Raw genomic sequence first — 26,472 nt, forward strand, 5'->3', positions numbered from 1 at the left:
AAAAGAGCTTATAAAAAAGAGCTTATTTCTTCAAGACTGGTACTTTTTAATGTTCTTTTTACTTCTATGCAAGTTGATTGGAGTGCAAGGTTGCAGACTCCTACGGGATGAGCGGTCAGGTGGAGACTCCTAACGGCGCAAAGCGGCAGGAGGCTCACCGTTCGCCCCGTGGAAAGCATGCAACCTGGAACGGAAATCAACTTCCTTCAGTTCATTCATATATTGGAAAACAAAAAAAAGACCCCAACATCGTGGAGTCTTTAAACCTTTATATCGCCCAGTTTCCATTTGTAAATAATGGAATACGTTTGCCATCTTCATATTCAGCTTCAATTTCAAGGTCTGCAGACCCAATCATAAAGTCCGTATGACCGCGGCTAAAGTTGATCTCTTTCTCTTCCATCTGTTCGGGTGAAAGGTTTCCTGCATCCTTCACTGACATCGTAATTGATGTTCCGATCGCTAGATGGCACGAAGCATTTTCATCATACAACGTGTTATTAAAAGTGATGCCTGAGTTGGAGATCGGCGAATCATGAGGAACTAATGCAACTTCCCCTAAATACCCCATTCCATCATCGATACTAAGCAGTTGTTTTAACGTGTCGTACCCTTCTTCGGCCGTGAAATCAACCACTTTTCCATCTTTGAACGTTAAACTGAAGTTATCAATGATGTTCCCCATCGCTGAAAGTGGCTTTGAACTTGAAACTTTACCGTTCACACCGTATTTTCTTGGTGTTGTGAACACTTCTTCTGTTGGCAAGTTCGGGATATAATACGTACCGAACGTTGAATGATGACCTCCACCAATCCACGTGTGATCCGGATGTAGGTCGATGCTTAGATCAGTACCCTCAGACTTGTAATGAAGCGTTTTAAACTTTTGTTCGTTTAAGTAGTTTACTTTCTCTGTCAATGTCTTCACATGTTCGTCCCATGCTGCTACAGGATCGTTCTGATCAACGCGAACGGTTTTGAAGATCGCTTCCCATAATGCATCTACTGCTTCTTCATCATTTTTGTCTGGAAATACGCTCTTAGCCCAACCAACCGTGGGTGCACCTGCGATCGCCCAGTGCATATCTCCTCTTAATTGCCCTGCTGAAAAAGCTTGAAGTTTCTCACCACGATTTTTTTGAACGAACATCATCCGCTCAGAAGGAACACCTTTATAAGCATTCGGGTCATTTCCTGTAATCATCAAGAAGCAATCATGATTTTCCACTAGGCTGTTGTATTTATCAATCTCCCAAGAAGGCAGATCATTTTGAAGAACCTCTTCTGCTGCAAGCGTTAGGTGAATACGGCTTGTTTGTGTATCACTCCAATCCACCATCACTCGTTTACAACCGTTCTCATAGGCATGCTTCGTTACCTTGCGAGTAAATTCTGCTGTTTCTATCGGCGAACTGATAAGCAACCTTTGTCCTTCTTTTAAACCTAACCCAACCTTTATCACTAATTCAGCGTATTGATCCAACTTCTCTTCAAACGACTTCATACTTTCCCCTCCGATTGGTAAATACATAAAAACGACTGATAAGTTTATATTATTTACAATTATATAAAAAAAAGAATATTATGACTACTGTTTTCTTTCTCGCTTTTATTTGATCACCATATTGAATTGTACGTAAAAAAAGAATAAAAAGAAAAGATCACATTACGATATGTGATCTTGAATGACTATTTTCGTTCTTATTGAGACTAAATCCGATCTGAGTAAGTGCGCTCTCTAAATTATTCGTGATCAAGATACCTTTAAAGTCAACATCGACATGAAGAGTTGTTAATGCAAGGTCAGGTCTGAATCCAGTAAGAATGGGAGTGACTCCTATTAACCTTAGCAACTTCACGATATTTAACAGATATTCGCTAACAGAATTATTGATTCTGCTCACACCAGAAAGATCGATGATCATATGTTCAAGCTCTAAACTCATGCTGCTTTCCAGTGTGCTTTGAATGATGAGCTCTGCTCGATATTCATTAATATGGCCAATGATAGGAAGGATTGCAACACCTTTTGTTAAAGGAACGATCGGTACTGAGATTTCTTTAATCTCCTTATTCGCCTTATCAAGCTCTAATACGTATGTCAACAACGAAGACATCGTCTGAAAAAGCTCAACATGCTGATCAGTAAACTCGAACCGATCTGTATCTAGACCACAGATAGTTCCGTAATTTTCACCATCTTCATAATAGATCGGAATCGCAATAAAGCTACCCCCACCTAGATTTGCAGTTACATTTAGATCTTTCGTCCGTTCATTTTGCGTAATATCTTCTATAAGAAGAATGTCATTGCCTTTATCTACGCTCACTTTACAGAACGTTTCTTGAAAAGGCATTGTTGTACCTTCTTGAATCAATACCGTATTTTTATTGACTGCTTTTTTGATTTCATTTACTTGTTTGTCATTCTTAGCGATAAACAACGTATTAATGTTGATAAGTTTGCTCATAAAATGAAGAATGTTTGCGGTGGCTTCTTCAAAATTTTTAACTGATTTATTCTTAATTACTGAATTTAGATGAATAGACAAAGTAAATGACCAACCTTTCATTTCTAAAAATCTTTCTGCCATAATTCTTTGATGGTCCACCCCTTTATTTACCCTACGGATAAGGAAATAAACATTTAAAGTAAAACAATTGTTAACGTTGACTAAAAAAATCTCTAAACTCGGATAAAAAGATAAAAAACAGCTCTTCTATTAGGGTTGTTTTTTCCTGTGTCTTTGGAACTATATAAAAACACCTGACCTATACCATTTTTCTCTATTATTTTTAAATAAAAAGTGTTTAAAAATAGTTCTTCAAATAGTAAATACTCCCTATTCTAAATCTAAAACACGGGAGTTATCTCCTATTCTAGTAGTTGATGTATCATGGTAACATTTTGAATACGCGGAATTATCCGACAATATATGTCGGTATTCGGAAACTACTACGATTTAGGGGGAATCTTGGTGAAAAAAGGGAAATGGGTATCTGCTGCACTCGCTACGATGTTAAGTTGTTCTGCTTTTTCAAGTGTTAGCGCTGCACCTGCAAATGTATCATCTGATGTAGCAACACAACACCAGAACGATCATAAAGGTCATAAACATGGTGGCGGTCCTTTTGATTTAGGAATCGCTAATGATGAGAAGTTGATCGAAATGTTGAAGAAAAAAGGCGAAATCAGTAAAAACGCATCTGAAGCAGATGCACAGAAAAAATTACAGCAATATTTGCACAAGAAACAAGAGAACGCTTCAAAATTCTCTGAAGGTGCATTAGAAGACGAGCATAGTGAAAAGCGTAAAGAAATTAGAAAGAAGCACAAAAAAGAAGGACTTAAAAAAGACGGTAGAAAAGAAGATAAGATTAAGAACGTAAAAGAAGAAAAATGGAAAGGACAAAAGCGCGTAGATAACGTTCTTGTTCTTTTGGTAGAATTTCCAGACTACCCTGCTTCGAACATAACAAAAGAAGAAACAGACATGTTCTATGATGAATATACAAAGAAACACTATGAAGACTTAGTCTTTGGAAATAAAGGATACGAAGGGCCGAATGGAGAAAAATTGATCTCCATGAAGCAATATTATGAACAGCAATCCGGTGGAAGTTATTCTGTAAAAGGAAGTGTTGGAGGTTGGTATAAAGCGAAACATCCAGCTGCTTATTATGGAGGTAACGTCCCTACTCCAGATGGAAACGATAAAGACGCTCGTTCTCTCGTAAAAGAAGCGTTAGAAGCGGCGGCAAAAGATCCTAACATTAATCTAGGAGACTATGACCAAGAGGATCGCTACGACTTAGATGGAGATGGCAATACACGTGAGGCTGATGGTTTAGTAGACCACCTTATGATCGTTCACTCAAGCGTTGGTGAAGAAGCTGGTGGAGGTGCACTTGCTGGTGACGCAATTTGGAGCCACCGTTGGAACCTTGGCTCACCTTTCCCAATCGCAGGCTCAGAGTCTGAAGTTGATTATTGGAACGGTATGATGGGAGCTTATGATTATACGGTTCAACCTGCAGATGGAGCAGCTGGCGTATTCGCACATGAATATGGCCATGATCTTGAGCTTCCAGATGAGTACGATACACAATACTCTGGTGAAGGTGAGCCTGTTGCCTACTGGTCGATCATGTCTAGTGGAAGCTGGGCAGGTAAAGTTCCTGGTACTGAGCCGACTGGATTCAGTGCTTGGTCAAAAGAATTCTTACAATCGTACATCGGTGGTAACTGGTTAAGTGGAGAAACGTTCGTTTACGAAGAGATCGACCGTAAAGGAATCGACGTTCTTCTAGATCAGGCAAACACGAAAGGCACGAACAACGATGCCGTTCGCGTTGATCTTCCACAAAAAGAAACTATCGTTAACAAGCCGTATAGCGGTGAATATCAATATTTCAGTGGTAGTGGAGATGACTTAGATAACTCATTGGTTACATCTCTTGATCTCTCAAAAGCTTCAACCGCTACACTAAACTTCAAAACGTGGTATGACATTGAAACAGATTGGGATTATGCTTCTATTCAAGTGAAAGAAGAAGGATCAGCAGATTGGGTAACCGTTAAAGGAAACCTGACTACGGATACGAATCCAAACGAACAAAACCCTGGCCATGGTATTACAGGAAGCACGAATGGTGAATGGGTGAACGGAGCGTTCAACCTATCTGCTTACGCTGGTAAGAAGATCGACTTAAAGTTCAACTATTGGACAGATGTAGCGGCAACTATGCCTGGATTCTTTGTAGATGATATCTCCATCAATGTTGATGGAACTGAAGTAGTGTCTGATAATGCTGAAGGAACGCCTAAATTTAAGCTAGAAGGCTTTACAAAAAACCAAGGTAAATTCCTATCTGATCATTACTACTTATTAGAATGGAGAAATCACCAAGGTGTGGATAAAGGTCTTGCTCACATCGCACGTGGTAAAAGCTTAATGTCTTATGATGGCGGACTTCTTGTATGGTACGTGGATAACAGCTATTCTGATAACTGGACAGGCATCCACCCTGGAGATGGTTTCCTAGGTGTAGTCGACGCGAACCAAGAAACGCTAAAATGGAGTGATGGAAAAGTGGCTTCAACTCGCTACTTGATCCATGATGCTGCATTCAACACGGATAAAGGGAAGCCGATGTTCTTAGATTACAAATCAATCAACGGAACTTCTCTTACAGATAACGCGATCCATCCAAACTCCGTATTCAATGATAAAGATGACTACTCTAACCCTGGACTTCTAGACGCTGGACGTAACGTTCCACAATACGGCCTAAAGTTCTCTGTTGAAGGCAAGAGTAAAGATAATTCTGTAGCGAAGATCAAAATCTCTCGCAAGAAATAAACATTTGTTATAAAACCCAACTGTATACGTGCAGTTGGGTTTTATTTTCCTAGGGTAAACTGTTAATAAGGAGGGTATGAGATGAAAAAGTTTGTACGCGTATTCTTAACGGTTTTTACATTGATTTTCCTTGTGAGCTGCAGCACACAAGAACACGATAATCATTCTGGGAAAAAGACAGAATCCGATACTCAAGATTCCTCTAGTTCGAATAAAGCTGAGCAGAACGAGGTGACGACCATGATTGCGAATGATGAAAAAATTATACAGATGCTTAAAGAGAAAGGCGAAATATCAGAGGATGCCACAACAGAAGAAATCAACAATGCCCTTCAAAAATATCTGCAACAAAAGAACCCTAACAACCTAGAGAGTGAAAAAGCTAAAAAGAAATACATCGAGGAATTGAAGCAAAAGATTCAAAAAGAAAGTAAGACAGCTGAATAATTGTAGTCATCCAAAGCATATAAGAGACTGTTTATTTATTAATTTACTCGACACTTATACGTGGAACGTACGAATGTGGCTCTCCGCCTGCCCCGCGGAAAGCGAGCATCTGTAACGGAAATCAAATACTTTCAAAGCACCCACATTCTATAGAAAAAAAAGATGGTTTAAAGTGTCTATACTTACAGCACTTTAAAACCATCTTTTTTATGACTTAGCTTCGTTTATACGGCCACCAGTTTGCTTCTCCAAAGTTCTTAACAAGAACCGGGATGAGTAATGGTAGTACGACAAATGCGTATAGAAGCAACCCTACTAAGATGATGGACGCGATCTGCAATAGTGAAAGCATTCCTGAAGGCATCATCGCAGCAAACGTTCCACCTAATATGATAACGGCCGAAATGATAACCGTCCCCATTTTTTTCATAGCAAGAAGCATCGCATCTGCAACCGTAAGATCTTTGTACTCGTTAAATCGGTCCATCAAGAAGATGCTGTAATCAACGCCGAGCGCCACAAGGATTACGAATCCAAAGAACGGAACAGCCCAGCTGATTCCTGTGTAGCCTAATAGATTTACATAGATGAATTCATTGATCCCCATTGACGTGTAGTACGTTAAAATGAGCGAACCGATCAAGTAAACTGGCATTATTAATGAACGGAACAAAAATACAAGAATAATTGAGATCCCTACTAACATGAGCAGAACCGTTCTTGAAAAATCATTGCTAGAAACCGTCTGCAAGTCAGCGTTTGAACTCGTGATTCCCCCAACAGCCACTTTCGCGTTCTCTAGCTCCGTTCCTTTCGTCACTCGATTGATCGCATCTTTTATCTCGTCTACTTCATCAATAGATTCGTTCGAATAAGGGTTGATTCCAAACACAACATCCATCGTCATCGTTTTACGATCTTTTGATAGATACGCATCCAGTGCCTGTTCGAAATCCTTACTTTGAAGGACTTCTTCTGGCATATAAAAAGCACTTTTATCCTTTGTTTCGGCTAGGTTGTTCAAATAATTTTGAGCAGAACCGAGACCATCTGACACTTGATTCAAACCATCAGCACTCTGATCCAGACCAGTCGTTAACTGACTGAACTGACCACCAAGATCTTCAAATCCTTTTAACAGTTTCTGTTGGCCATTATTGATACCGTTTAAGCCGTTTGTTAGCTTAGGCACATTATCAACGATCTGACCTTGGCCGTCAGCAAGTTGGCCTAGACCTGACTGAAGTTGATTCGTACCATCGATCACTTGCTGAAGCCCGCCGATTATACCTTGTTGGTAGCCGTTTATCTCTTTGAATTTACCATTGGCTTGTTGAACACCTGATGAAACTTGATTCAATCCACTGTTTAATTGGTCAAGTTGACCTTTGATAACAGGCAGCTGATTTTGAGTAGCTTTCACAGTGTTCTTGATCTTCTGATACTCCGCATCGTCACCTGCAATCCCATAACGATTTTCCAACGCTTGAAAGTCTTGATCTTTAATAGACGCCAAGGCAGTATTCAAGCTTCCTAATCCTTGCCCTAGTTTTACGTAGTTTGATTGAATCGTTGATAGATTTGATCCTGCTTGTTCATAACCCTGCTGAATCTTTTGATAACCAGAAAGCAGCTCTTGTTGTTTGGACTTTATCTGTTGCAATCCTTTTTGTGCATCAGCTGCTCCCATCGTTCCTTTTCGGATGCCATCTTCTATTTTCACCAGATTCTTTTGAATCTCAGTTAAACCAGATTGAGTAGCACTCGTACCGTCAATAAGCTGTTGAATGCCGTCAGTCGCACCAGTCAGCTGCGGTTCAGATTTTGATAACTCACCGCTCGCTTCCATAAGCCCACTGCTGATTTTATTGATCCCGTCTTTTCCATCACCGAGGCCATCACCTAAGCTTTCAGCCTGCTTGTAGACAAAGAAATCTTCAACCGGTTCGCCCGTAGGTCTGGAAACAGATCTTACCGCATCAACATGGTTAACTTTTTCAAGTTCTTGGCTAATCTTTTCAGCAAGCTCCATGTATGAAGTCGAGTCCATCTTTTCATCATTTTTTATAACGATGTTTGTTGGCATCGATTCTCCCGCTCCAAAGCTCTTTTCAATCACATTAAACGCTTGGATCGAAGAAACATCTCCTGAGATTTCTTCTAATGAGTTAAAGGATAGTTTGCCATCATACGTTACAAGAAAAGGTACGCAAATGATCGCAACGAGTATGAGTGACAGCAGCGGACGTTTTAATGAAAAGTTCCCAGCTATCGCCCAGAGTTTGCTCTCACCATGCTCTGCTTTTTTCTTAGATGGCCAAAAGATCTTCTGACCTAAGACCATCATGAAGAATGGAACAATCGTGAACAGAGCAACTAAAAGAATACCTACACCAACCGCAACAGCCGCTGCTGATTGATAGAGAATAAATTGTGAAAAACCGATCGCTGCAAATCCGATCATGACTGCCAAACCGCTAAAGAAAACGGTACGCCCTGCCTGACGATATGTCGCGATGATCGCTTCTGTTTTACTCTCTGTGAGCGTTAGTTCTTCTTTATATCGACTTAGCAAGAGAATACAATAATCGGTTCCAATTCCAAACAATACAGCAACTAAAAAAATCTGCGTATAATTGGATATCGGAAAGTCGAACGAATCGACTAACATCGCCACGATAGATTGTGAAGCGAGATACGTCACACCAACGGTTAATAACGGAATGAGTGGCGCAACAACAGATCTGAATACTAAGAGCAAGACGCCTAGAATGAATACTACCGTAATGCCTTCTGTTTTCTTGAGGCCTTCTTCAGAACTCTTTACAAGATCTTCGTTGATCATCCAGTTGCTTGTATAATAGTGATCAACTTTGTTGTCTTCGATCGTTTTATATAGAGCTTCATTCACTTCACTTGGTTCTCGATCATTCCAAGCTACTTTTATAGACGTTAAGATAGATTTCCCATCTTCTGAGACTAACTGCTTCTCAAGACTCTTTTCATTAAAGTGAGTCAGAATCTCTGTGATTCCTAGTTCTTTTTTATTCTTTTCAAGTTGACGGATCGCTCGCTCAACTTCTTTTTTATCTGCAGCACTTAGTCCTTTTTCATCCGTAAATACTAGTGCAATCGAAGACTCATCCCCACCGCCTTCTTGTTCCTGAACTTCACTCATAATGTCTGATGCTAATGATGATGAAAAGCCGTCTGGTACATCGACTTGTCCTTTTTCTCGTACTAGCTCAGCCATGTTAGGTGCCGAGAACATAAGAACGGCCACAACGGCTATCCACACTATAAGCACCAGCCATTTTTGTTTTAAAATAAACCGCACGATTTCTCCCCCCGCTTATTGTTTTTCTTGAAGTGTCGTTAAGATGTTATTGATTTTTTCATACGTGTCAATGAATTGTTTGATCTCCTGCTCTTCAAACTGAGTAATGATGGACTCTACTAAGTTATAGATTCTCTCTTCGGTTTTTTTGTATAGTTCAAGTCCCGTTTCCGTTAATGTAAGATAAACGACGCGGCGATCATTTTGATCTCTCGTTCTCTCGATCAAATCTTGATCCCACAATTTTGTGATCACAGCTGTAATGGCACTTTTCTTCACATCAAATACTTTCGCTAGTTCGGTTGATGTGCAGTTCTCTGTCTTGTAAATGTACTTCAAAGTATAAAATTGATCATTTGAAAGTTCACTCTGTAGCTGTTCTTTTACTAGGGACTCTCCTTTTTTATGAACAGCAAATGTGAGATCGATATAACGATCAACAAGTTCTTTAATGGATAGTTGTGACATGCTTAACCTCCTGTTTGTTCATTTTTTTAACTGTTCAATTATTGAACTATCTATTTCCAAACTTAGATTACATGGTGGACAAGTAGCTTGTCAATCACTCTTCTAAAACTTTTGGCGAGATCGGTTTAAACGTAACAAAAAAGACATATCTCTTTAGATATGCCTTCATCATCATTCTTATGAGGTTTGCTTTTTTTCTTGGAGTGAATATAGATAAAAAATATAATCGATCGATGCCCCTTTATAGCCGAGCTGATTGACGATTGCAGATAGATGGCCTCGATGATACGTGCCATGATTTACGATGTGTTGAACGAGATCTGCATAGGTTGAATTCAGTGTTCCGAAGTGTGGATGATGAACAGTGATATCAGCAGATAAATCTCCTCTTCCTTTGATGAAGTTCTCGTAGTCATCAGACATAGCTTCGAACTTCTTCTGCATGTTTTGTAGATCTGCAGTATTCAATTCTTCGTGTAACTGTTTAACGGAGTTTAAAATATCTTCGAATGTTTTCCCTTTTAATACCTGCAGCCATACATAATCGACTTGATACATGTGTACGAGTACATCGGCGATTGTAGGAAAAACACTTTCTACCTCTTTTTTGTACATTTCGGGAGGAAGTTCTTTTAGTTTCTCAAATACTTTTTCATTTGCCCATGTGTTGAATTGGTGAAGCTGTAGCGATTTATCCATCCTTCATACCTCCAAGTTTGTTATTCAAGGTACTAATTTCGATATTGGGATGGAAACTCCTTTAAAAATACAAACAAACGTTCTTTATTTGAAAGCTGTTTTGATAGTAGTTGATATCCGCTCCAGGCTGCTATCTTTCCGCCGGTTAGGGTGAGCCACATTCTCTACGTTTCAAATTTGCAAGTATACCCAGCTAGGTATTAGAAGGTCTCAATCCATCAGTTTTCGCTCTTAATCCAAAAGTTTTGCGGTTTTATCCACGAGTTTTGCTTCTTAATCATAAAGTTATCCGCGAGTCTACAAAATTCGACAAGTTCATTAGCTCACATACCCCAACAAAAAAGCGCACTCCCCCTCAGGAGTACGCTGATCATCACACATTTTATTTTACGATTTCAGATAACAATTCAAATGAACGCAATCTTGCAGCATGATCGTAGATCTGGCCATTTACGATGATCTCATCTGCTTGTGTTTCGTCCAAGAACGCTTGCAGCTTGGCTTTCACAGTATCTGGGCTGCCGATAAAGGATGTGCGCAACTGCTGGTCGAGTGCCGCTTTTTCATACGGACTCCAGATGCCGTCCATGCTCTCAACAGGTGGCTTCAACTTCGTTGGATTTCCGCGTACTAAGTTGACGAACTGCTGCTGCAGGGATGTAGCGATTCTCGCTGCTTCCTCGTCAGTATCTGCGATTACCACGTTCGCTCCAACCATCGCATACGGTTGCTCGAGTACTTCTGATGGTGTGAACGTATTACGGTATAGCTCTAGAGCAGGAATCGTGTTGTCTGGCGAAAAATGACTTGCGAATGCAAACGGCAGTCCTTCTCTACCTGCCAATCGTGCACTAAATCCGCTTGAACCTAAAAGCCAGATCGGAATATCTTGTCCTTCTCCAGGAACCGCTCTAACTTTCATGGGCGATTCTGCTCGTTCTGGGTCAAGATACGTTCGCAGCTCATCTAGCTGATACGGGAAATCGTCACCCATGTTACCTAGATCACGGCGAAGTGCTTGTGCTGTTACCTGGTCTGTTCCTGGCGCACGTCCTAGACCAAGGTCGATTCTACCTGGATACAGGGCATCAAGTGTACCAAATTGTTCAGCAATCACGAGCGGTGCGTGGTTAGGAAGCATGATTCCACCAGAGCCGACTCGAATTTTAGATGTACCACCTGCAACGTGTCCGATCACGACCGAAGTGGCAGAGCTCGCGATACCAGGCATGTTATGATGTTCAGCCAGCCAATAACGGTTGTATCCCCATTTTTCCGCATGCTGAGCGAGATCTAACGTATTCTGGAACGATTCAGTTACCGTACCCCCTTCAACGACCGGAGCAAGGTCAAGGACTGACCATTTTACATCACTTAAACTTTTTTTATTGGACATCGTAACGTCCTCCTTATTTAAAGCAACAAAAAATTAGCTACTATATTTTAATAATTCGTTACTAGTATAACAAGTTTGCATTCTTTAATAAAAAATACTGCTTATTCCCTTATGTGGATAGAAGAAGATGTTTAGCTATTAATTCGTATGACTTTATTCGGTCCTCATAAGAGTGAGTAATCGTCACAATCATCAATTCATCTGCTTTATACGTTTCTTGAAGTCGATATAGTTCTTTCTTTACCTCTTGTGGGTTGCCGATAATCATTTTTCGTTTCGCTTCAGATATGAACTGTTTCCGTTCTTCTATGGAAAAAGAACGGTGAGCTTCTTCTATGGTTGGAACGCCATTTCCTTCACCAGAAGCATTCTGTTTTCTCCAAAGAATTCCAGGTAATGCAAGTTCCTCAGCCTGTTCTGTTGTCTCTGCACAGATCACAGACACAGCAACAATCGTTTTTGCTTCTTTTAATGAGACACTTGGTACAAACGTTTTTTGATAAGAAGCTACAATCTCAGGTCCTAATTTTTCACTCATAAAATGACCGAACGCATAAGCTGTTCCATATCCAGAAGCTAGGTCTGCACTCTTTTGGCTTGTTCCAAGAATCCAAGGAACTGGTTTTATGTCAGGGACTGGAGACGGCTTTATTTTAGAAAACATATCGTCTTTTGGAAAATCGTTACGGAGAAAATTCAGCAGTTGTTTCGTCAATTCAGGAACTTTTCGAACATTCTCCAGATAATTGTCCGAAAGAGCGATCGACGCTTCTGCCGATCCCCCAGGAGCACGACCGATACCAAGATCAATTCTATCTGGAAAAAGTGTAGCAAGCATGTTATAGGTTTCCGCAACTCTGTAAGGTTTATAATGCGGTAAAAGCACAGCACCTGCGCCGAGCCGAATCTTTTTTGTGTTTGCCCCAATATAGCTCAGCATCACTTCTGGTGCTGAACAAGATAAGCCGCTGAAGTTATGATGTTCTGCGATCCAATAACGGGTATATCCGAGCTTTTCTCCTTCCCTTGCCAGTTGCATAGAAGCTTGAAGAGCATCTTGCGCACGTTTACCGGATGAGATTGGGGATTGATCGAGTATGCTTAATTTCATCTCGTGCCTCCTCCCTTATATTCTTGTATTTTACTCCAAGTCTTACTCTCTTTACTTTTTTGAGGATTATCATATAAAAAAAGAACCCCGCTTGAGGTTCCTTTCATCTGAATGAGCTAGACTTTTATTTCTGTATCCGCCTTTACAAACTGATCAGCAGATAAAGTACTTGCTCGGTAATGCGTATAGAGTTCCGCTTCTGACAAATTGAGCGAGCGGCATATCGACTGGATTTCCAGCCATGAACCTCTCTCCAAACCTTGTATGATTTTTAATGCGAGATTATAGGAATCTATGTTTCCTAAAAGAGCTTCAGCCAGCTCATTCGTTATCGGAAGGTCAGCAATCACGTCTCTCATGTTTTTACTCAGCAGCGTGTCGATAAGAGAGAACATGCCAAACATGTAGAGATGATTTTTTGACACACCTACTGATTTCGCGATGCGTTCAAAGAAAAAGGCACGAGTAAGACTCATCTTTACAATTTCCAGTTGAGTATCAACTCTGTTCAAACTCGACATCATCAAAATCATGACGAGCTTTTTGATTTCATACAGTCCTACTAGGACGACAGCTTGTTTTATCGTTGTAATCTTACTTTTAAAGAAGTAGGTACCAGAATTCATCACTTTCAAAAGCTTATAAGAAAGCGAGAGATCTCGTTGAATTAAGCTGCTGATCTCATGAATGTCTGGCTCTGAACCATTCAGTTTTTCTAATAGCAGAAGATAGTTTGTCGGAATAGGAGCGATATCTTTTCCCTGCAATACGACTGGTCTGCTGAAGAAGTAGCCTTGAAAGTATTCAAATCCTAGCTCTTTTGCTTGTTCAAACTGCTCACGTGTTTCTATCTTTTCTGCTAGAAATGTAATCTGCTCGCGGTACGTTTCAATCATGATCTTCATCTCTTGGACGTCCATTAATAAGTAGTCCACTTTAATGATATCGATATAAGGCAGTACTCTATCTAAGTTGCGGTTTACCGAAACATCATCAAGCGCAATAATATAACCTTTATTCTTTAACTCTTTACAGACCTCAAGCACTTCGTCCGTTAAACGAACATCCTCTAAGATTTCAACGACGATATATTGAGGAGAAATATACGTAGGAATCCGATTTAATAACAGATTTTCCGTAAAGTTTATAAAACATTTCTTGCGTTCTCCAACTTCTTTGATCCCGATTCCAGCAAAGCTGTTCACCATAACATCGATTGTAGCACTATCATGGTCCAATCCATCATATCTATTGTTCTCACTGTTTCTATATAAAAGTTCATAAGCGACAACGTTCTCATCTTTGTCTAAGATCGGTTGTCTGCCAATAAAAATATCCATCTCTATCCCCATTCACACTCATTCATCTTTTTCCTTTATATAGACATCAAACCATAAATTGTAAACAAGTACAATACGTGTTTTGATGTTAAATGCTTCCAAATACTTTTTGTGTATACTTTTGTCGAACCTGTAAGTTCATGTTTCAACTCAATAGTCAGTGGGAACACAAACTACGTACTAATCTTCTACAAAGGGAGGAAATCGATGGATACTCATGGTAAAGTGGTTGGCGTTTTCCGTACAGAAGATGATGCGATTGATGCAATTAAAGAGCTGAGAGATCAAGGTTATAGTGACAACGAAATTTCAGTGATCGCAAAAGACAAAAAAGAAGTAAAACACATTCATGAAGAAACTGGCTCAAAAGCTCCTGAAGGGGCTGCCACGGGAATGGCCACAGGTGGCATTCTTGGTGGACTTGGTGGTCTATTACTAGGTGCGGGCGCACTCGCTATTCCAGGAATCGGCCCGATCGTAGCAGCAGGTCCTATTGCAGCAGCACTCGGTGGAGCCGCGGTAGGAGCTGGCGCCGGCGGAATTGTTGGTGCTCTTGTAGGATTAGGAATACCTGAAAATGAAGCGAAAGAATACGAACAATCTGTTGAAGCTGGGGACATTCTCGTTCTTGTTGATGCGAACGAAGTAAGCCGACATAGACAAGCTAATGATACATTCCGTACGTACCGTTCCACAAACGCACATCGTTATGAAGATTCATATTCCAACAAATAGTAAAAGGAGGAGGATTCAATATGAAAAACGATACAATGGAAGGCAAATGGAAACAGTTAAAAGGTGAAGCGAAGAAACAATGGGGCAACCTCACAGATGATGATTACGATCAAGCACAGGGTGACCGTGAGAAAATGATCGGAAAGATTCAGGAAAGACACGGAAGAAAACGTGAAGAAGCTGAGCGTGAATACGACGATTGGTATAGCAGAATGGAGCAATATTAAAAATAGTAGAAACCCCACTAAGTCACGACTTAGTGGGGTTTGTTTTGTAGCGTTATTTAATAAGAAAGGATTGTAAGTTCATCTTGTTCACATTTAAATCCGCTTTTTTCTGTAAAACTTTTAATCCTTGCCCCATATCAGAAGCTAATATATAGTTTCGATCTACGAAAACACCCCATACGTTTGCTTTGTCAGATACATATGATCCTACTTCCACCGGATTTGCTGGATCCGTAAGGTCAACCATACGGATGCCATCAGAATAATGAGAAAGGTAGAGCGTATTTCCTCTTACTTTTGGATCATGCACCGTATATGTTCCTGGCTTGCGCTCTCCTGCCTTAATCTGCACCATCGAGTTTAACGTTCTAAACGTACTTAATAGAACAGGATTACTTTTATCTTTTATGTCGTATACACGAACATATCCCCAGCCTCTTTCAAATCCTGGGTCATGAGGATCAGGATTAAAAATTTCTCGCGTTTCAATCAAAATGTTTCCACCATGAGCTAACGCCGCCGAATGCGCTGCTCCTTGAACATCACGTTCAAATTTTGTCCTTCCAACAAACTTTGGATTCGCAGGATCTTCAATATTTAAAATGATTGTTCCAAGATCCCAATAGGAGAGGTATGCATATTTACCTGTTTCATCCGTGATGACACTATGTAAAAATGCCGTGCGCTGTGCGCCTGTCTCGTCTTCATATTGATAATCACCATTAAAGCTACCGCCAACTTCAGTTGGATCCCAGTTTGAGAGTTCCTCCGATTTTCTAGGGTTTGTTACATCAACGATTGAAAAGTCATGAACATCGACCCCTTTGTCCTTATAGCGATGAGCTTGATAATTAGTAGCTAAAAGTAAGACTTTGTTGTTCTGTTCTGTCAGCCAATGTTCATGCGTCCCGGTAGGAAGATTAGAAGGTGTTTTCCAAAACCCTAGCTTTTTTGGCTCTTTAGGGTTGGTAACATCGTATAACACCACACCACCATTTTCAGATGTTTCTCCTTCATAGCCATATCGCTCTTTATCTACGCGCTGAACACTCACAGCCGCTAAGTCTCCTTTAAATGACGGAGTACTTACTGATTGAACGATTACCTTTTCCTGCCATGTTCCAGGTATATCATTCGCAAGAACAGCAACTTCTTTAGGATTGGCAGGATCTTTCATATCAAAAATCCTTACTCCCTCATTTGTCATCTGACCACGGTGTGTACCAAGATATGCATACCCTTTGTACGCATATACATCTGCGGTTGTAGCAGGTTTTCCTTTTATGTCTTTTAGGGGTACAGCAGCCACTTCTTTAAGATGCTCAAAGTTTTTAGATCCTTCTACTTTTGGAATTCCACCAAACGTAGATTCTCCAGCTTCAATGTAGCTTTTTTGTCCGTTTTCGCAAGCTAAAGCAATTCCTCCACCTGCTAAAGAAAGTGCAAGTGTACTTAATAAAATTTTTGATGCAAATTTGTTCATATCCCCTTAGCCACCTCCATCTTAATAGTTCCTACAATAAAGGAGTTAATCACAAGAAAGAAGTGGAAAATAGACTAAATATTCCACATATAACGTGTGAGAATTTGCGTACTTTTGTCGTTTAACAACGGGACTATCATCCTGTTAAACATAAAGAAAACCCTGAACTCATTGGAACTTATATCGTCCAAGGTTCAGGGTCAAATTTACATGATAACAAAAAAGATAACAGCTACTAGCACTAAACGATAAATCGCAAATGGCGTTAGCTTAACTTTTTCAATAACGTTTAAGAAGAAACGGATGGATAACATGGCGAATACAAATGCACTGATGAATCCAACCACAAAGAATGGCATAGCGTCCATACTAAAATATTCTAAGTTCTTTAACAGGGAGATTCCACTCGCACCTGCCATGATCGGAACAGCCATAATGAATGTAAAGTCAGCTGCAGCACGGTGACTAAGCCCTAGAAGGACACCACCTGAAATCGTAGCACCAGAGCGCGAAAATCCTGGCCAGAGTGATAAACACTGAATCAATCCGATCGAGAATGCTTGCTTGTACGTAATCTTATCTACTGTATCAATGACAGGGTTTTGATTTTTAGCAGCAAATCGATCGGCAAAAATCATGAGAAACGCACCAATCGCGAGTCCAATAAGCACTGTATTCGTCGTGAAAAGGTATTCGTCGATATAATCTTCGAACAACAATCCAAGTACACCTGCCGGCAAGAGCCCTACGATGACTTGTGTTAATTTTAAACGGCTCCCCGTGATTTCATTTGTTGCTTTGTTTCTGCTAAATCCAAGCATGTCGATAAATCGCTGTCTGAAAACAACGACTACAGCTAAAATCGAACCAAGCTGTATGACAACTTTAAATGTATTGGCTGGATACTTACCTAAAAAGTCTTGTGATCTTAACCACATGTCATCTACAAGAATCATATGTCCCGTTGATGATACAGGAGCAAACTCCGTCAAACCTTCTACTAACCCTAAAATTAGGGCTTTTAATAACAATAGGATGTCCATAAAAATAACTGATCTCCTTTAACAACTTATACTCTCATCTCTATATAATAGACGTTTTTCGATGATTAGCAAAGAATGATGTAAAACTTTTTATAACACTGTAACATATTGCGAAAAAGTGAGAAACCCCGTCGGAATGAAATCCAACGAGGTTTTTTAAAGTTTAATACTTTAAAAGCGAATGAAGTTTTTCTTTATCTAGAACCTTCACCAGCTCTACTAGAAGCTTTGCGCTATTTTCTAAGTCGCTTTTACTGACCATGGAAGTATGACTATGGATGTATCGGGCTGCAACTCCCACTACCAAACTTGGGATTCCTTTTTTGAAGAGATGGAACTTACCAGCATCCGTTCCTCCGCCAAGCATAACGTCTACTTGGTACGGTATGTTATGTTTCTCTGCAACCTCGATGATTAAGTCGCGAAATCCAGTGTGTGGAATCATGGACGAATCTAGGAACGTGATGAGCGGCCCTTTTCCGAGCTTCGCTTTGTTTACATTCCCACCAGGACCATCTTCTGCAACTCCTACATCGAGTGCAATCGCCACGTCTGGCTCCATAATCGCAGGTGCCGTAATCGCTCCCCTAAGCCCTACTTCTTCTTGAACGGTCGCACCACAATAGACGGTGTTTGGATGATTGATATTTTGTAGCTGTTGCAGTACTTGTAATGCCGTGTAACAGCCTGCTCGATTGTCGAGTGCCTTGGCAAGAATCGTATCACCGTCAGGCATCAGTTCAAATGGGCATATCGGTAGAATCGGATCTCCTACTCTAATCCCCCACTCCTTCACTTGGTCTTTATCTTTTGCACCAATATCTATAAACATCTCTTTCATCGGATACACACGGTTTCGTTCATCTGCCGTTAAGATATGAGGTGCCTTAGAGCCCACGACACCGGTGAACGTTTTACTTTTCGTCTGTACATGTACGCGTTGTGCGAGAAGTACTTGTGACCACCAGCCTCCTAAAGGAACGAAGCGCAGATAGCCTTGTTCTGTGATCTCACTGACCATAAATCCGACTTCGTCCATGTGACCTGCAAGAAGTATTTTAGGACCATCATTCGTAGATCCATGCTTTTCACCAAATACACTACCGATATGATCATTCATCAATGTAGCACCCGTTTTACTGATCTCGCGTTTCATAATCTCTCGAATCGCTTTTTCAAAACCAGGAGCACCATTTGTTTCTGTTAACTCTTTTAATAAGTCCATCATTTTTCACCTTCCTATTTTATAGGATGGGGAAAATATACGGTTTGAATACGTTCTTTTTCAGAAGGAGAATAAAATTATTCAAAATCGAAGTTCAAGACGTATTTTCTACCTTTATTGGTTCCAATCGTTTTAAAACGTAGTGAGTTTAAAAGGTGTTTCGTGATATGTGGTGAGTTGATATGGAGGAAATCATTCATTTGCCGATTACTGATCGTGTTATTAATCAAAAGATAATAATCACGTAAGCCTTGTAGATGAGCATTTTTAGAAGTTGCCATACATCTATTACATACCCATGTACCATATGTTCTGTGCATACTAAACAATTTACAGTTTGTACACTGTATTCCTTTTATTAAATCACTTTCCGAGATGTAAAAACGTTGAAGGATATTGAATTCGAGTGGAGTGTCCTTTAACAGAAGTTGGTTAGAGAGGGTACAATGACATTCATCAGTAAGGAGATGAGTTGTGTGTCTATCCTCAAGTTCTTTTATTTTTTCAGGCAAAACATAGTAGGGTAATACGAACTGCGAGAGGTTTTGAGATTTTTCTTTTTCAGTGGACTTGATTACAGTTTTATCATTTCCGATGATTACAAGCGGCTCAATAGGAATCGAGGGGAACTTTTGAAGCTTAAGCCACTTTTGAAGTTGCTCCACTTGTCTATTTACTTGGACAACTGGGCTGCTGAATGCTGTTTCATCCTTATTGTCATTAATCCTTATTAACTGATTGAAAATAGAGTCAAAAATAAGTGTTCCAGTTATGTTTTTCACTTCGATGATAATCATGAAATTCGAGGATAGAAGAAGGCAATCAATTTGGAAGAAATGTGTACCATCATTAAGACGGAGGTCATGAAGGATATGGTACTTCTGTTCGGGTAAAAAACTTAGTGGAAAATCTAATGAACGCTCACCACGATATCCAGCTATACTTTTTGCATATGTTTCAGAAGCAATTTGTCTTTTTGGATGTTCAAGATCAAGTCGTCTAAATAGTGCCTCAAACTTGTATAATTTAATTGGCTTTGTTCGTTTTTTGATGATCAAAGTCTAACTCCTTTCATGATTATATTGTTAATAATTCTTTTGTATGGGTGCAAATCCTGTTAGGAAAACAGATATCAGCAACTTTTTTGTTATATCGGCGAAAATGAGTATTTTATCGGCAACTTTCGAATTATATCGGCAAGAATTTAAATATATCGGCGAAAATCAAAATATATCGACATTTGCACAAATTCAGCATACAAAAAAGGACTCACCTTGGGGCGAGTCCTGTTATCCACCTATGTATGGTGGAGACGGTGGGACATGTTATTCCATGCTTTCGTCATGGCACTGACTATATCTTGAACCTGAAGAATCAGGTTCTTCGGCGTATTATACGAAATATAAATTTACTTGATTCCAAGCAGACATTTCGTATCCTAGTACTACCAAAAATGGCAGCCTATAAGTCGATACACGGCTGTTGGATTACTCCACATACCGCTCGGCATTGCCTTGCAACGATAAATGTTGGTTAGGTTTCACCGATAAAGCCGAATTATCACTTATGTGTTACCACATAAGGCGACTAAATATTAATCGAACCCACGTCCAAAGATATTGGCACTTAAGCTTCTACGAGTGTAGTCGGTTCATTCGCGTTTCGCGGATCCGTCTGCCAGCCGACAGGCGCCTGGACCGCTAGCCTGATTATTCTCTTCCTTCGTCCTCAGGCGGAGGACAACCGGCGTAGCCCACTAAGAGTGAGTCCCTTACCCTACCACATGGGCGATGGAGGGAGGAACAGCTAAAGTGCTATTACGCAGCTAAAGCTAAGTTGTTGTTTTGTTTGCCAGTTATTGGCTGTGGCGTTTTAACGAGGCCGACCCCCTCGACTCGCAACTTAAGCTCAAACTACCCCTGTCGAATCCGTAACGTCCCCATATAAAATGGTAAGCAAAAACTTAATTCTGCGGAACCTCGGAAAGAGATAAAAGCTCAATCGCTTCTATACACTTGTGTACTCAGTATAACATTTTTGCTTCATCTTCTCAATTGTAACATCCTGTAAAAGGAACCAATTAAGCTTTTTGGCGATCTCGGAATGCACGCTCGATCTCTCGCTTTGCATCCTTTTTCTTCAGATCGTCACGCTTGTCGTAATGCTTTTTCCCTTTTGCAAGTCCAATCAAAAGCTTCGCAAAACCATTCTTTAAATACATTTTCAAAGGAACGATAGAGTAACCTTGTTCTTTGGTTGCACCTAATAGCTTGTTGATCTCTTTGCGGTGTAAAAGCAGCTTGCGCGTACGAAGTGGATCATGGTTGTACCGGTTTCCTTGCTCGTATGTGCTGATGTGCATGTTGTGTAGAAACAACTCGCCATTTTGCACACGTGCAAAGGAATCTTTTAAATTTGCCCTGCCTGCGCGAATGGATTTGATCTCCGTGCCCTGAAGGACAATTCCTGCTTCAAATGTTTCTTCGACGTGGTAATCGTGCCGCGCTTTCTTATTCTGTGCGACTACTTTCCCTTCTCCTTTTGGCATGTAAAACTCAATCCTCCCCACAGCAAGTGAAGTTTAATTATAGCAATATGGTCAAATAACGTCAAGGTTCACCACCGAGGATGAACCTTGACTAACTTGCTCATTATTTCTTCTTTTTCTTGCCTTTTTTCTTAGCTACTGGTTTATAGAAAGGCTTCTTCTTCCCTTTCTTTGAATCTTGAGGTCCGCTGGAACGCTCTGATTCACTTGTGCGGTTCTTGCTTCTTCTTCCTCGTCCGCGTTTTGGTGTATCTCCAATATCGATGACTTTTTGGCGATCTTTAAAGCGTTTACGAGGTGTTCCTTTCATTCCGACGATTTCAAAATCGATCGCGCGCTCATCTACATTTACGTTCGCAACTCGAATGGAAATCTCATCACCGATTCGGAAAACGTTACCTGTTCGCTCACCGATCATCGCCATAAACTTCTCATCGAATCGATAGTAGTCGTCTGTTAGGTAGCTAACGTGTACGAGTCCTTCAATCGTGTTTGGAAGTTCAACGAACAATCCAAAGTTCGTTACAGAGCTGATCACGCCGTCAAACTCTTCGCCTATCTTATCAAGCATGAACTGTGATTTTTTAAGCTCATCTGTTTCACGTTCCGCATCAACAGCACGGCGTTCCATTGCTGATGAATGCTTAGCGATCCCAGGAAGTTCTGCTTTCCAATGACTGACTGTTTTTGGTCCTGTGTCTTTTTTAAACAGATACATACGGATGAGGCGATGTACGATCAAGTCTGGATAACGGCGGATCGGTGACGTGAAATGCGTGTAGAATTCAGTCGCCAAGCCATAGTGACCAAGTGACATATGATCGTACTTCGCTTGCTTCATGGAACGAAGCATGATTTTGCTAATTACCATTTCCTCAGGCTCGCCTTTTACCGTCTCCAAAAGCTGTTGCAGGCTGCGCGGGTGAATATCGCTTGCAGTCCCTTTTAACGCATAACCAAACATACCGATGAACTCTAAGAAACGTTCTAATTTGCCCTCATCAGGGTCTTCATGAATTCGGTACATGAAAGGAAGTTCGAGTTCATGGAAATGCTGTGCAACGGTTTCGTTGGCACATAGCATAAATTCTTCAATCAGTTTTTCTGCAACCGATCTCTCGCGAAGAACAACATCTTGTGGGTCGCTGTTTTCGTCTACGAGTACTTTTGCTTCAGAGAAATCGAAGTCAATCGCCCCGCGTGCAAAACGTTTTTTGCGAAGAATTTCTGCAAGCTCTCCCATTAACTTAAAGAAAGGGATGAGTGACTCGTATTTCTTGTTAACCGCTTCGTCTTCATCCTGTAAGATTTTACGAACATCTGTATAAGTCATTCGCTCTGTTGTTTTGATCACACTCGGGAAGATTTCGTGTTTAATGACTTCTCCATCGTGGTTGATCTCCATCTCACATGAAATCGTTAAGCGATCAACTTTCGGGTTCAATGAACAGATTCCGTTTGATAGACGATGTGGAATCATCGGGATTACACGATCGACTAAGTACACACTCGTACCACGCTCTTGCGCTTCTTTATCGATTGGAGAATCTTCAGTTACATAGTGCGTAACATCTGCGATATGTACGCCAAGCTTATAATGGCCGTTTGGCAGCTTGATAACATGAACCGCATCATCCAAGTCTTTCGCGTCCGCTCCATCAATCGTTACAATGGTTTCGTTACGAAGATCACGACGTCCTTCAATATCTTTCGGGTCGATCTCATCTGGCGTATTATGAGCTTGCTCAAGTGCTTCAACAGGAAACTCTCTTGGCAGTCCATGTTTGAAGATAACAGAGATAATATCTACACCTGGATCGTACTTATGCCCGATGATGTGAATGATCTCTCCTTCAGCACTGTTTCTACCCTCAGGATATTTTGTGATCTTCACTAGTACCTTATGTCCTTCTACAGCGCCGTTAACGCCGTCTGCAGGAATAAAGATATCATTCGGGATCCGTTTATCATCAGCCACAACAAAACCGAATTTACGGCTTTCCTGGAACGTTCCGACGACCTCTGTAACGCCTCGTTCTAAAATACGAATGATCGTACCTTCTGGACGTGATCCTGACGATGTTTGGTTGAGGCGCACAAGAACCGTGTCTCCGCTCATCGCACCATTCATATCAGATTGTGAGATGTACACATCTTTTTGTTCAGACTCTTCCGGGATAAGGAATGCAAAGCCTTTCGCATGCCCTTGAACGCGGCCTTTAATCAGGCTCATCTTTTCAGGTAATCCATAACGGTTCGTACGTGTTCGAACGACTGATCCTTCATCTTCTAATTCGTTAAGTGTTAAAACCAGTTTCTTGAAAGCTTCAGCGTCAGGAAGTTGAAGAGCTTCTTCAATCTCTGTTACTGTCATCGGTTTTTCCGATTCTTTCATGAGCTGGAGTATTTGCAGTTTATCCAAAAACTGACCTCCTTTTTAAGGAAAAAAGGTTCTATTCTGACCAATCAAGGTCTTCTAAGAAAGCATAAACATCTTCATGCAGCTGTTCTTTTTCCTTGTCTAATGTAATAACGTGTGATGAGTTTTCATACCATTTCAGGTCTTTCTTATCACTTTCTACTTCTTCATAGATAATATTTGCAGAGTCTGTGTTAATCATTTCATCATTTCTAGCCTGCACAACAAACGTAGGTGCGTATACGAGATCTACCGAATTTCTTACACTTTGAATAAGATCTTGAAGAGCTTTTAACGTGTTCATCGGTGTTTTTTTGAATTCTTCCATCTCTTCTTGAATCTGTTCTGCTGTTTTCTGTTCTCGCTTTTTATATTCTTCAGCGTACGCACAAACCCCTTTATACATCACTTCTTCACTCTTGATGGACATGGGTGCGCACATCGGAATAACAGCTTTTACAGGATGTTCTGTGGCCAGTTTCAATGAGAAGACCCCACCTAATGAAAGACCACACACGGCAATCTCGTCGTAGCCTTTTTCTTTTAGATGATTGTAGCCGCCAATCACATCTTCCCACCAGTCTTCGGGTCCTGTGTGTACTAATTCTTCAGGAGGAACGGCATGCCCTTTATACTGAGGCGCGTGACATGTATAGCCTTTCTTCTGCAGAAATCTCCCCATCATTCGTACATCGGCTGAACTGCCTGTGAACCCATGTAACATTAAGACTGCCCGCTTTCCTCCTTCAAAGAAAAACGGTTTTGGTGCTGCGATTTTCATGTTGTACCTCTCCTATTCATTCGTTAAAAATTCATAAACTTCTTGAATTAGTTCTTCTTTCTCTACATCATGACAGATCATGTGCTTTGATTCTTTAAAATAACAAAGACGCTTATTAGATGCTGAGATCGCTTTATATAGATATTCAGCACTTCTTCTCGGAACAAGTCCGTCACATTCGCCTTGAACGATTAGAGTGGGTGCTGAGACTTGTGAGAATTCAGGTTTGATCATCCTTACAAGCTTCTGAAACTCTCTCGTTGCACTGAAAGGTGTATCAAGAAACTTTTTTCGATACCTTTTATATAATTCATGATCTCTTAGTTGACCGTTCAGACCAGAGACCATCATATTGGCAATATCTTTAATCATTTGTGCAGGGTTAAGATAGTACGCACTCGCGTTCAATAGAATTAGTTTGTCGCACCCGTATTTGGAAGCAAGATAACCCGCGATCATGCCGCCCATTGAGAAGCCGACAATATAGATCAGTTCAACCTTTTCGCGGAGCTCCAAATAAGCATTTTCAGCTTCTTGAAGCCATTCTATATGTGTTCTACCTCTTAATGAGAGCTCAGTTCCGTGGCCAGGATAAGTGGGCACAGATAACAACCAGTCTGTATGCTTCTCTAGATATTCTGTAATTGGCTCGATCTCATAAGGTCCACCAGTGAACCCATGCAAACAAAGACACCCGATCATGCTACCACCTTTTTTGTCTATAGGTTACCCTTTTATCCTCGTAACAAATCATATCACAACCACTCTCATAAAGGTTATGCCGCGTTTCTATAGACTAAAAAAACAACAAGCGGCATTCACCACTTGTTGTTTTTGACTGCTCTTTAGTTCATCGGAATAAAGTATGCTACTGAAATCGTTAGAATGAAGAACAACACTGCAAGAATGATCGTTAACTTACTTAGCAATGCGTCGATTCCACGTGCTTTTTGTTTACCAAAAAGCTGTTCAGCTCCACCAGTAATCGCACCTGATAATCCTGCCGAACGACCTGATTGAAGAACAACGACAACGATTAATGCGACTGATACTAAAATAAGAAGGATTTTTGCTGCTGTTAGCATGTATGTTACACCTCCACCGTTCCACGTTACATTACCCTAAATGTACCATAACTTGAAGGGACGAGGCAAAGTTTTTTTCAGAACCTTCATTAATTTGTTCCTGAATAGTTGATATCAAATTCTTTATGAAAAATATAGAGACGAACCGCTCTAATGACATTCAGTCTTTTGTTTAACATCCCTACTACTTGAACGGTAGCTCCTGGCTGGACGGCTTCGTCTGGCGCGATATCAAGCGTCTTGTCTCCATCGAGCAGCTCTGTTTGAGCATCCAGTTTTACTTTCATCAATGTTTTTTTATGAGAGATGGTAAATACTTGGCCATTGGTTTCTTTTACTTTTCCAATAAAGCTGATCGGATTCAATTTTTCTAGTTTGCTTTCTGCACCATCCGAAGATTCTTGTTTAAGTGGTTGCATCATAAACATCCCCTCTTCGTAATTATGGGGACATCCCCCATTTTCATTTTACTGTTACTTGTTGAGTTTTATGTCTGTTTCTAGTGGTGTGTCTTTTTTTGACGAGTAGTAGTTATCATTGAAAATGGATTTTTTGATTACAACATCTTCATAGGTCTCAGATCTCAAACGAGCTTTCTCACCATTTGTTATCTGCAGGTCATAGGTCCGTATATACAAAATCGTAAATAATAGAATGATAAATGCACGGATTAATCGAAATCGAAAAGATCTTCCCCTACGATCCCGTCTAGTTTCCTCTACCCTCATTTTTTCTTCACCACACCTATTTAAAAGAAACAACTAA

At 40.5% G+C, this 26,472-nt stretch carries 22 protein-coding genes and 1 other RNA gene; 4 read left to right on the forward strand and 19 right to left on the reverse strand.

The window, feature by feature from the left end; all coding sequences use genetic code 11:
* Positions 1–268: 268 nt before the first annotated feature.
* A complete protein-coding gene (locus ABE65_RS17040) occupies positions 269–1,504 on the reverse strand; it encodes an aminopeptidase (protein ID WP_066397515.1) in 1,236 nt (411 codons plus the stop codon).
* Positions 1,505–1,661: 157 nt separating this feature from the next.
* Positions 1,662–2,594: an STAS domain-containing protein gene (locus ABE65_RS17045; RefSeq protein WP_231887818.1), complete on the reverse strand. Its 933-nt coding sequence runs from the start codon at positions 2,592–2,594 to the stop codon at positions 1,662–1,664.
* Between the two features lie 384 nt (positions 2,595–2,978).
* On the opposite strand from ABE65_RS17045, the gene ABE65_RS17050 reads away from it, so the two are divergent.
* Both ABE65_RS17050 and ABE65_RS17055 read left to right on the forward strand, forming a co-directional pair.
* Positions 2,979–5,363, forward strand: a complete 2,385-nt coding sequence (locus ABE65_RS17050; RefSeq protein WP_066397516.1) for an immune inhibitor A domain-containing protein — start codon at positions 2,979–2,981, stop codon at positions 5,361–5,363.
* Positions 5,364–5,444: 81 nt separating this feature from the next.
* Positions 5,445–5,810 carry a hypothetical protein gene (locus tag ABE65_RS17055; RefSeq protein WP_066397517.1) on the forward strand — a complete coding sequence of 122 codons (366 nt, stop codon included), beginning with the start codon at positions 5,445–5,447 and terminating at the stop codon, positions 5,808–5,810.
* A 214-nt stretch (positions 5,811–6,024) separates the two neighbouring features.
* On the opposite strand, the gene ABE65_RS17060 is transcribed toward ABE65_RS17055, so the two are convergent.
* The 6 genes from ABE65_RS17060 to ABE65_RS17085 form a co-directional block, all read right to left on the reverse strand.
* Complete coding sequence (locus ABE65_RS17060; RefSeq protein WP_066397519.1) at positions 6,025–9,147, reverse strand: MMPL family transporter; 3,123 nt, start codon at positions 9,145–9,147, stop codon at positions 6,025–6,027.
* A gap of 15 nt (positions 9,148–9,162) precedes the next feature.
* On the reverse strand, positions 9,163–9,615 hold the full coding sequence (locus ABE65_RS17065) for a MarR family winged helix-turn-helix transcriptional regulator (RefSeq protein WP_066397521.1): 453 nt from the start codon (positions 9,613–9,615) through the stop codon (positions 9,163–9,165).
* Positions 9,616–9,792: 177 nt separating this feature from the next.
* Positions 9,793–10,314: a DinB family protein gene (locus ABE65_RS17070; RefSeq protein ID WP_066397523.1), complete on the reverse strand. Its 522-nt coding sequence runs from the start codon at positions 10,312–10,314 to the stop codon at positions 9,793–9,795.
* A gap of 382 nt (positions 10,315–10,696) precedes the next feature.
* The gene (locus tag ABE65_RS17075) at positions 10,697–11,710 is read right to left on the reverse strand and encodes an LLM class flavin-dependent oxidoreductase (protein WP_066397525.1); all 1,014 of its coding nucleotides are present in this window, start codon (positions 11,708–11,710) and stop codon (positions 10,697–10,699) included.
* A gap of 109 nt (positions 11,711–11,819) precedes the next feature.
* Positions 11,820–12,821 (reverse strand): LLM class flavin-dependent oxidoreductase, encoded by a 1,002-nt coding sequence (locus ABE65_RS17080; RefSeq protein WP_066397527.1) that lies wholly within the window; start codon positions 12,819–12,821, stop codon positions 11,820–11,822.
* A gap of 116 nt (positions 12,822–12,937) precedes the next feature.
* Complete coding sequence (locus ABE65_RS17085; RefSeq protein ID WP_066397529.1) at positions 12,938–14,161, reverse strand: EAL and HDOD domain-containing protein; 1,224 nt, start codon at positions 14,159–14,161, stop codon at positions 12,938–12,940.
* 207 nt (positions 14,162–14,368) lie between these two features.
* Between ABE65_RS17085 and ABE65_RS17090 the strand changes: the two genes are divergently transcribed.
* Both ABE65_RS17090 and ABE65_RS17095 read left to right on the forward strand, forming a co-directional pair.
* Positions 14,369–14,896: a general stress protein gene (locus tag ABE65_RS17090; RefSeq protein ID WP_066397531.1), complete on the forward strand. Its 528-nt coding sequence runs from the start codon at positions 14,369–14,371 to the stop codon at positions 14,894–14,896.
* Between the two features lie 20 nt (positions 14,897–14,916).
* The gene (locus ABE65_RS17095; protein ID WP_066397538.1) at positions 14,917–15,123 is read left to right on the forward strand and encodes a CsbD family protein; all 207 of its coding nucleotides are present in this window, start codon (positions 14,917–14,919) and stop codon (positions 15,121–15,123) included.
* Between the two features lie 52 nt (positions 15,124–15,175).
* On the opposite strand, the gene ABE65_RS17100 is transcribed toward ABE65_RS17095, so the two are convergent.
* The 11 genes from ABE65_RS17100 to ABE65_RS17150 all read right to left on the reverse strand — a co-directional run bounded on the left by ABE65_RS17100 (position 15,176) and on the right by ABE65_RS17150 (position 26,129).
* Positions 15,176–16,606: an LVIVD repeat-containing protein gene (locus ABE65_RS17100; RefSeq protein ID WP_066397540.1), complete on the reverse strand. Its 1,431-nt coding sequence runs from the start codon at positions 16,604–16,606 to the stop codon at positions 15,176–15,178.
* Between the two features lie 206 nt (positions 16,607–16,812).
* Entirely contained in the window at positions 16,813–17,649 is an 837-nt protein-coding gene (locus tag ABE65_RS17105) for an undecaprenyl-diphosphate phosphatase (protein ID WP_066397542.1), read from the reverse strand.
* 163 nt (positions 17,650–17,812) lie between these two features.
* Positions 17,813–18,874 carry a M42 family metallopeptidase gene (locus tag ABE65_RS17110; protein ID WP_066400313.1) on the reverse strand — a complete coding sequence of 354 codons (1,062 nt, stop codon included), beginning with the start codon at positions 18,872–18,874 and terminating at the stop codon, positions 17,813–17,815.
* Positions 18,875–18,951: 77 nt separating this feature from the next.
* On the reverse strand, positions 18,952–19,932 hold the full coding sequence (locus tag ABE65_RS17115; protein ID WP_066397547.1) for a nuclease-related domain-containing protein: 981 nt from the start codon (positions 19,930–19,932) through the stop codon (positions 18,952–18,954).
* 537 nt (positions 19,933–20,469) lie between these two features.
* Positions 20,470–20,807, reverse strand: a transfer-messenger RNA (tmRNA) gene (gene ssrA / locus ABE65_RS17120).
* Between the two features lie 147 nt (positions 20,808–20,954).
* Positions 20,955–21,422: an SsrA-binding protein SmpB gene (gene smpB / locus ABE65_RS17125; RefSeq protein ID WP_066239234.1), complete on the reverse strand. Its 468-nt coding sequence runs from the start codon at positions 21,420–21,422 to the stop codon at positions 20,955–20,957.
* Between the two features lie 103 nt (positions 21,423–21,525).
* Positions 21,526–23,817, reverse strand: coding sequence for a ribonuclease R (gene rnr / locus ABE65_RS17130; protein WP_066400316.1), 2,292 nt, complete (start codon positions 23,815–23,817; stop codon positions 21,526–21,528).
* 58 nt (positions 23,818–23,875) lie between these two features.
* Positions 23,876–24,622 (reverse strand): alpha/beta hydrolase, encoded by a 747-nt coding sequence (locus ABE65_RS17135; protein WP_066397549.1) that lies wholly within the window; start codon positions 24,620–24,622, stop codon positions 23,876–23,878.
* Positions 24,623–24,634: 12 nt separating this feature from the next.
* Positions 24,635–25,324 (reverse strand): alpha/beta hydrolase, encoded by a 690-nt coding sequence (locus tag ABE65_RS17140; protein WP_066397551.1) that lies wholly within the window; start codon positions 25,322–25,324, stop codon positions 24,635–24,637.
* A gap of 143 nt (positions 25,325–25,467) precedes the next feature.
* A complete protein-coding gene (secG, locus tag ABE65_RS17145; protein WP_066397553.1) occupies positions 25,468–25,707 on the reverse strand; it encodes a preprotein translocase subunit SecG in 240 nt (79 codons plus the stop codon).
* 89 nt (positions 25,708–25,796) lie between these two features.
* Positions 25,797–26,129 carry a hypothetical protein gene (locus tag ABE65_RS17150; RefSeq protein WP_153237478.1) on the reverse strand — a complete coding sequence of 111 codons (333 nt, stop codon included), beginning with the start codon at positions 26,127–26,129 and terminating at the stop codon, positions 25,797–25,799.
* Positions 26,130–26,472: the final 343 nt, after the last annotated feature.

Origin of the sequence: Fictibacillus phosphorivorans (assembly GCF_001629705.1) — a bacterium.
GTDB lineage: Bacteria > Bacillota > Bacilli > Bacillales > Fictibacillaceae > Fictibacillus > Fictibacillus phosphorivorans_A.

Bases quoted from the DNA above. Each gene is read 5' to 3' on its own strand.
- ABE65_RS17080 (WP_066397527.1), bottom strand. From the start codon at position 12,821: ATGAAATTAAGCATACTCGATCAATCCCCAATCTCATCCGGTAAACGT.
- ABE65_RS17065 (WP_066397521.1), bottom strand. From the start codon at position 9,615: ATGTCACAACTATCCATTAAAGAACTTGTTGATCGTTATATCGATCTC.
- ABE65_RS17055 (WP_066397517.1), top strand. From the start codon at position 5,445: ATGAAAAAGTTTGTACGCGTATTCTTAACGGTTTTTACATTGATTTTC.
- smpB (WP_066239234.1), bottom strand. From the start codon at position 21,422: ATGCCAAAAGGAGAAGGGAAAGTAGTCGCACAGAATAAGAAAGCGCGG.
- ABE65_RS17075 (WP_066397525.1), bottom strand. From the start codon at position 11,710: ATGTCCAATAAAAAAAGTTTAAGTGATGTAAAATGGTCAGTCCTTGAC.
- ABE65_RS17110 (WP_066400313.1), bottom strand. From the start codon at position 18,874: ATGGACTTATTAAAAGAGTTAACAGAAACAAATGGTGCTCCTGGTTTT.
- ABE65_RS17135 (WP_066397549.1), bottom strand. From the start codon at position 24,622: ATGAAAATCGCAGCACCAAAACCGTTTTTCTTTGAAGGAGGAAAGCGG.
- ABE65_RS17070 (WP_066397523.1), bottom strand. From the start codon at position 10,314: ATGGATAAATCGCTACAGCTTCACCAATTCAACACATGGGCAAATGAA.
- ABE65_RS17150 (WP_153237478.1), bottom strand. From the start codon at position 26,129: ATGATGCAACCACTTAAACAAGAATCTTCGGATGGTGCAGAAAGCAAA.
- ABE65_RS17040 (WP_066397515.1), bottom strand. From the start codon at position 1,504: ATGAAGTCGTTTGAAGAGAAGTTGGATCAATACGCTGAATTAGTGATA.
- ABE65_RS17090 (WP_066397531.1), top strand. From the start codon at position 14,369: ATGGATACTCATGGTAAAGTGGTTGGCGTTTTCCGTACAGAAGATGAT.
- ABE65_RS17045 (WP_231887818.1), bottom strand. From the start codon at position 2,594: ATGGCAGAAAGATTTTTAGAAATGAAAGGTTGGTCATTTACTTTGTCT.
- ABE65_RS17140 (WP_066397551.1), bottom strand. From the start codon at position 25,324: ATGATCGGGTGTCTTTGTTTGCATGGGTTCACTGGTGGACCTTATGAG.
- ABE65_RS17085 (WP_066397529.1), bottom strand. From the start codon at position 14,161: ATGGATATTTTTATTGGCAGACAACCGATCTTAGACAAAGATGAGAAC.
- ABE65_RS17105 (WP_066397542.1), bottom strand. From the start codon at position 17,649: ATGGACATCCTATTGTTATTAAAAGCCCTAATTTTAGGGTTAGTAGAA.
- secG (WP_066397553.1), bottom strand. From the start codon at position 25,707: ATGCTAACAGCAGCAAAAATCCTTCTTATTTTAGTATCAGTCGCATTA.
- ABE65_RS17095 (WP_066397538.1), top strand. From the start codon at position 14,917: ATGAAAAACGATACAATGGAAGGCAAATGGAAACAGTTAAAAGGTGAA.
- ABE65_RS17100 (WP_066397540.1), bottom strand. From the start codon at position 16,606: ATGAACAAATTTGCATCAAAAATTTTATTAAGTACACTTGCACTTTCT.
- rnr (WP_066400316.1), bottom strand. From the start codon at position 23,817: ATGAAAGAATCGGAAAAACCGATGACAGTAACAGAGATTGAAGAAGCT.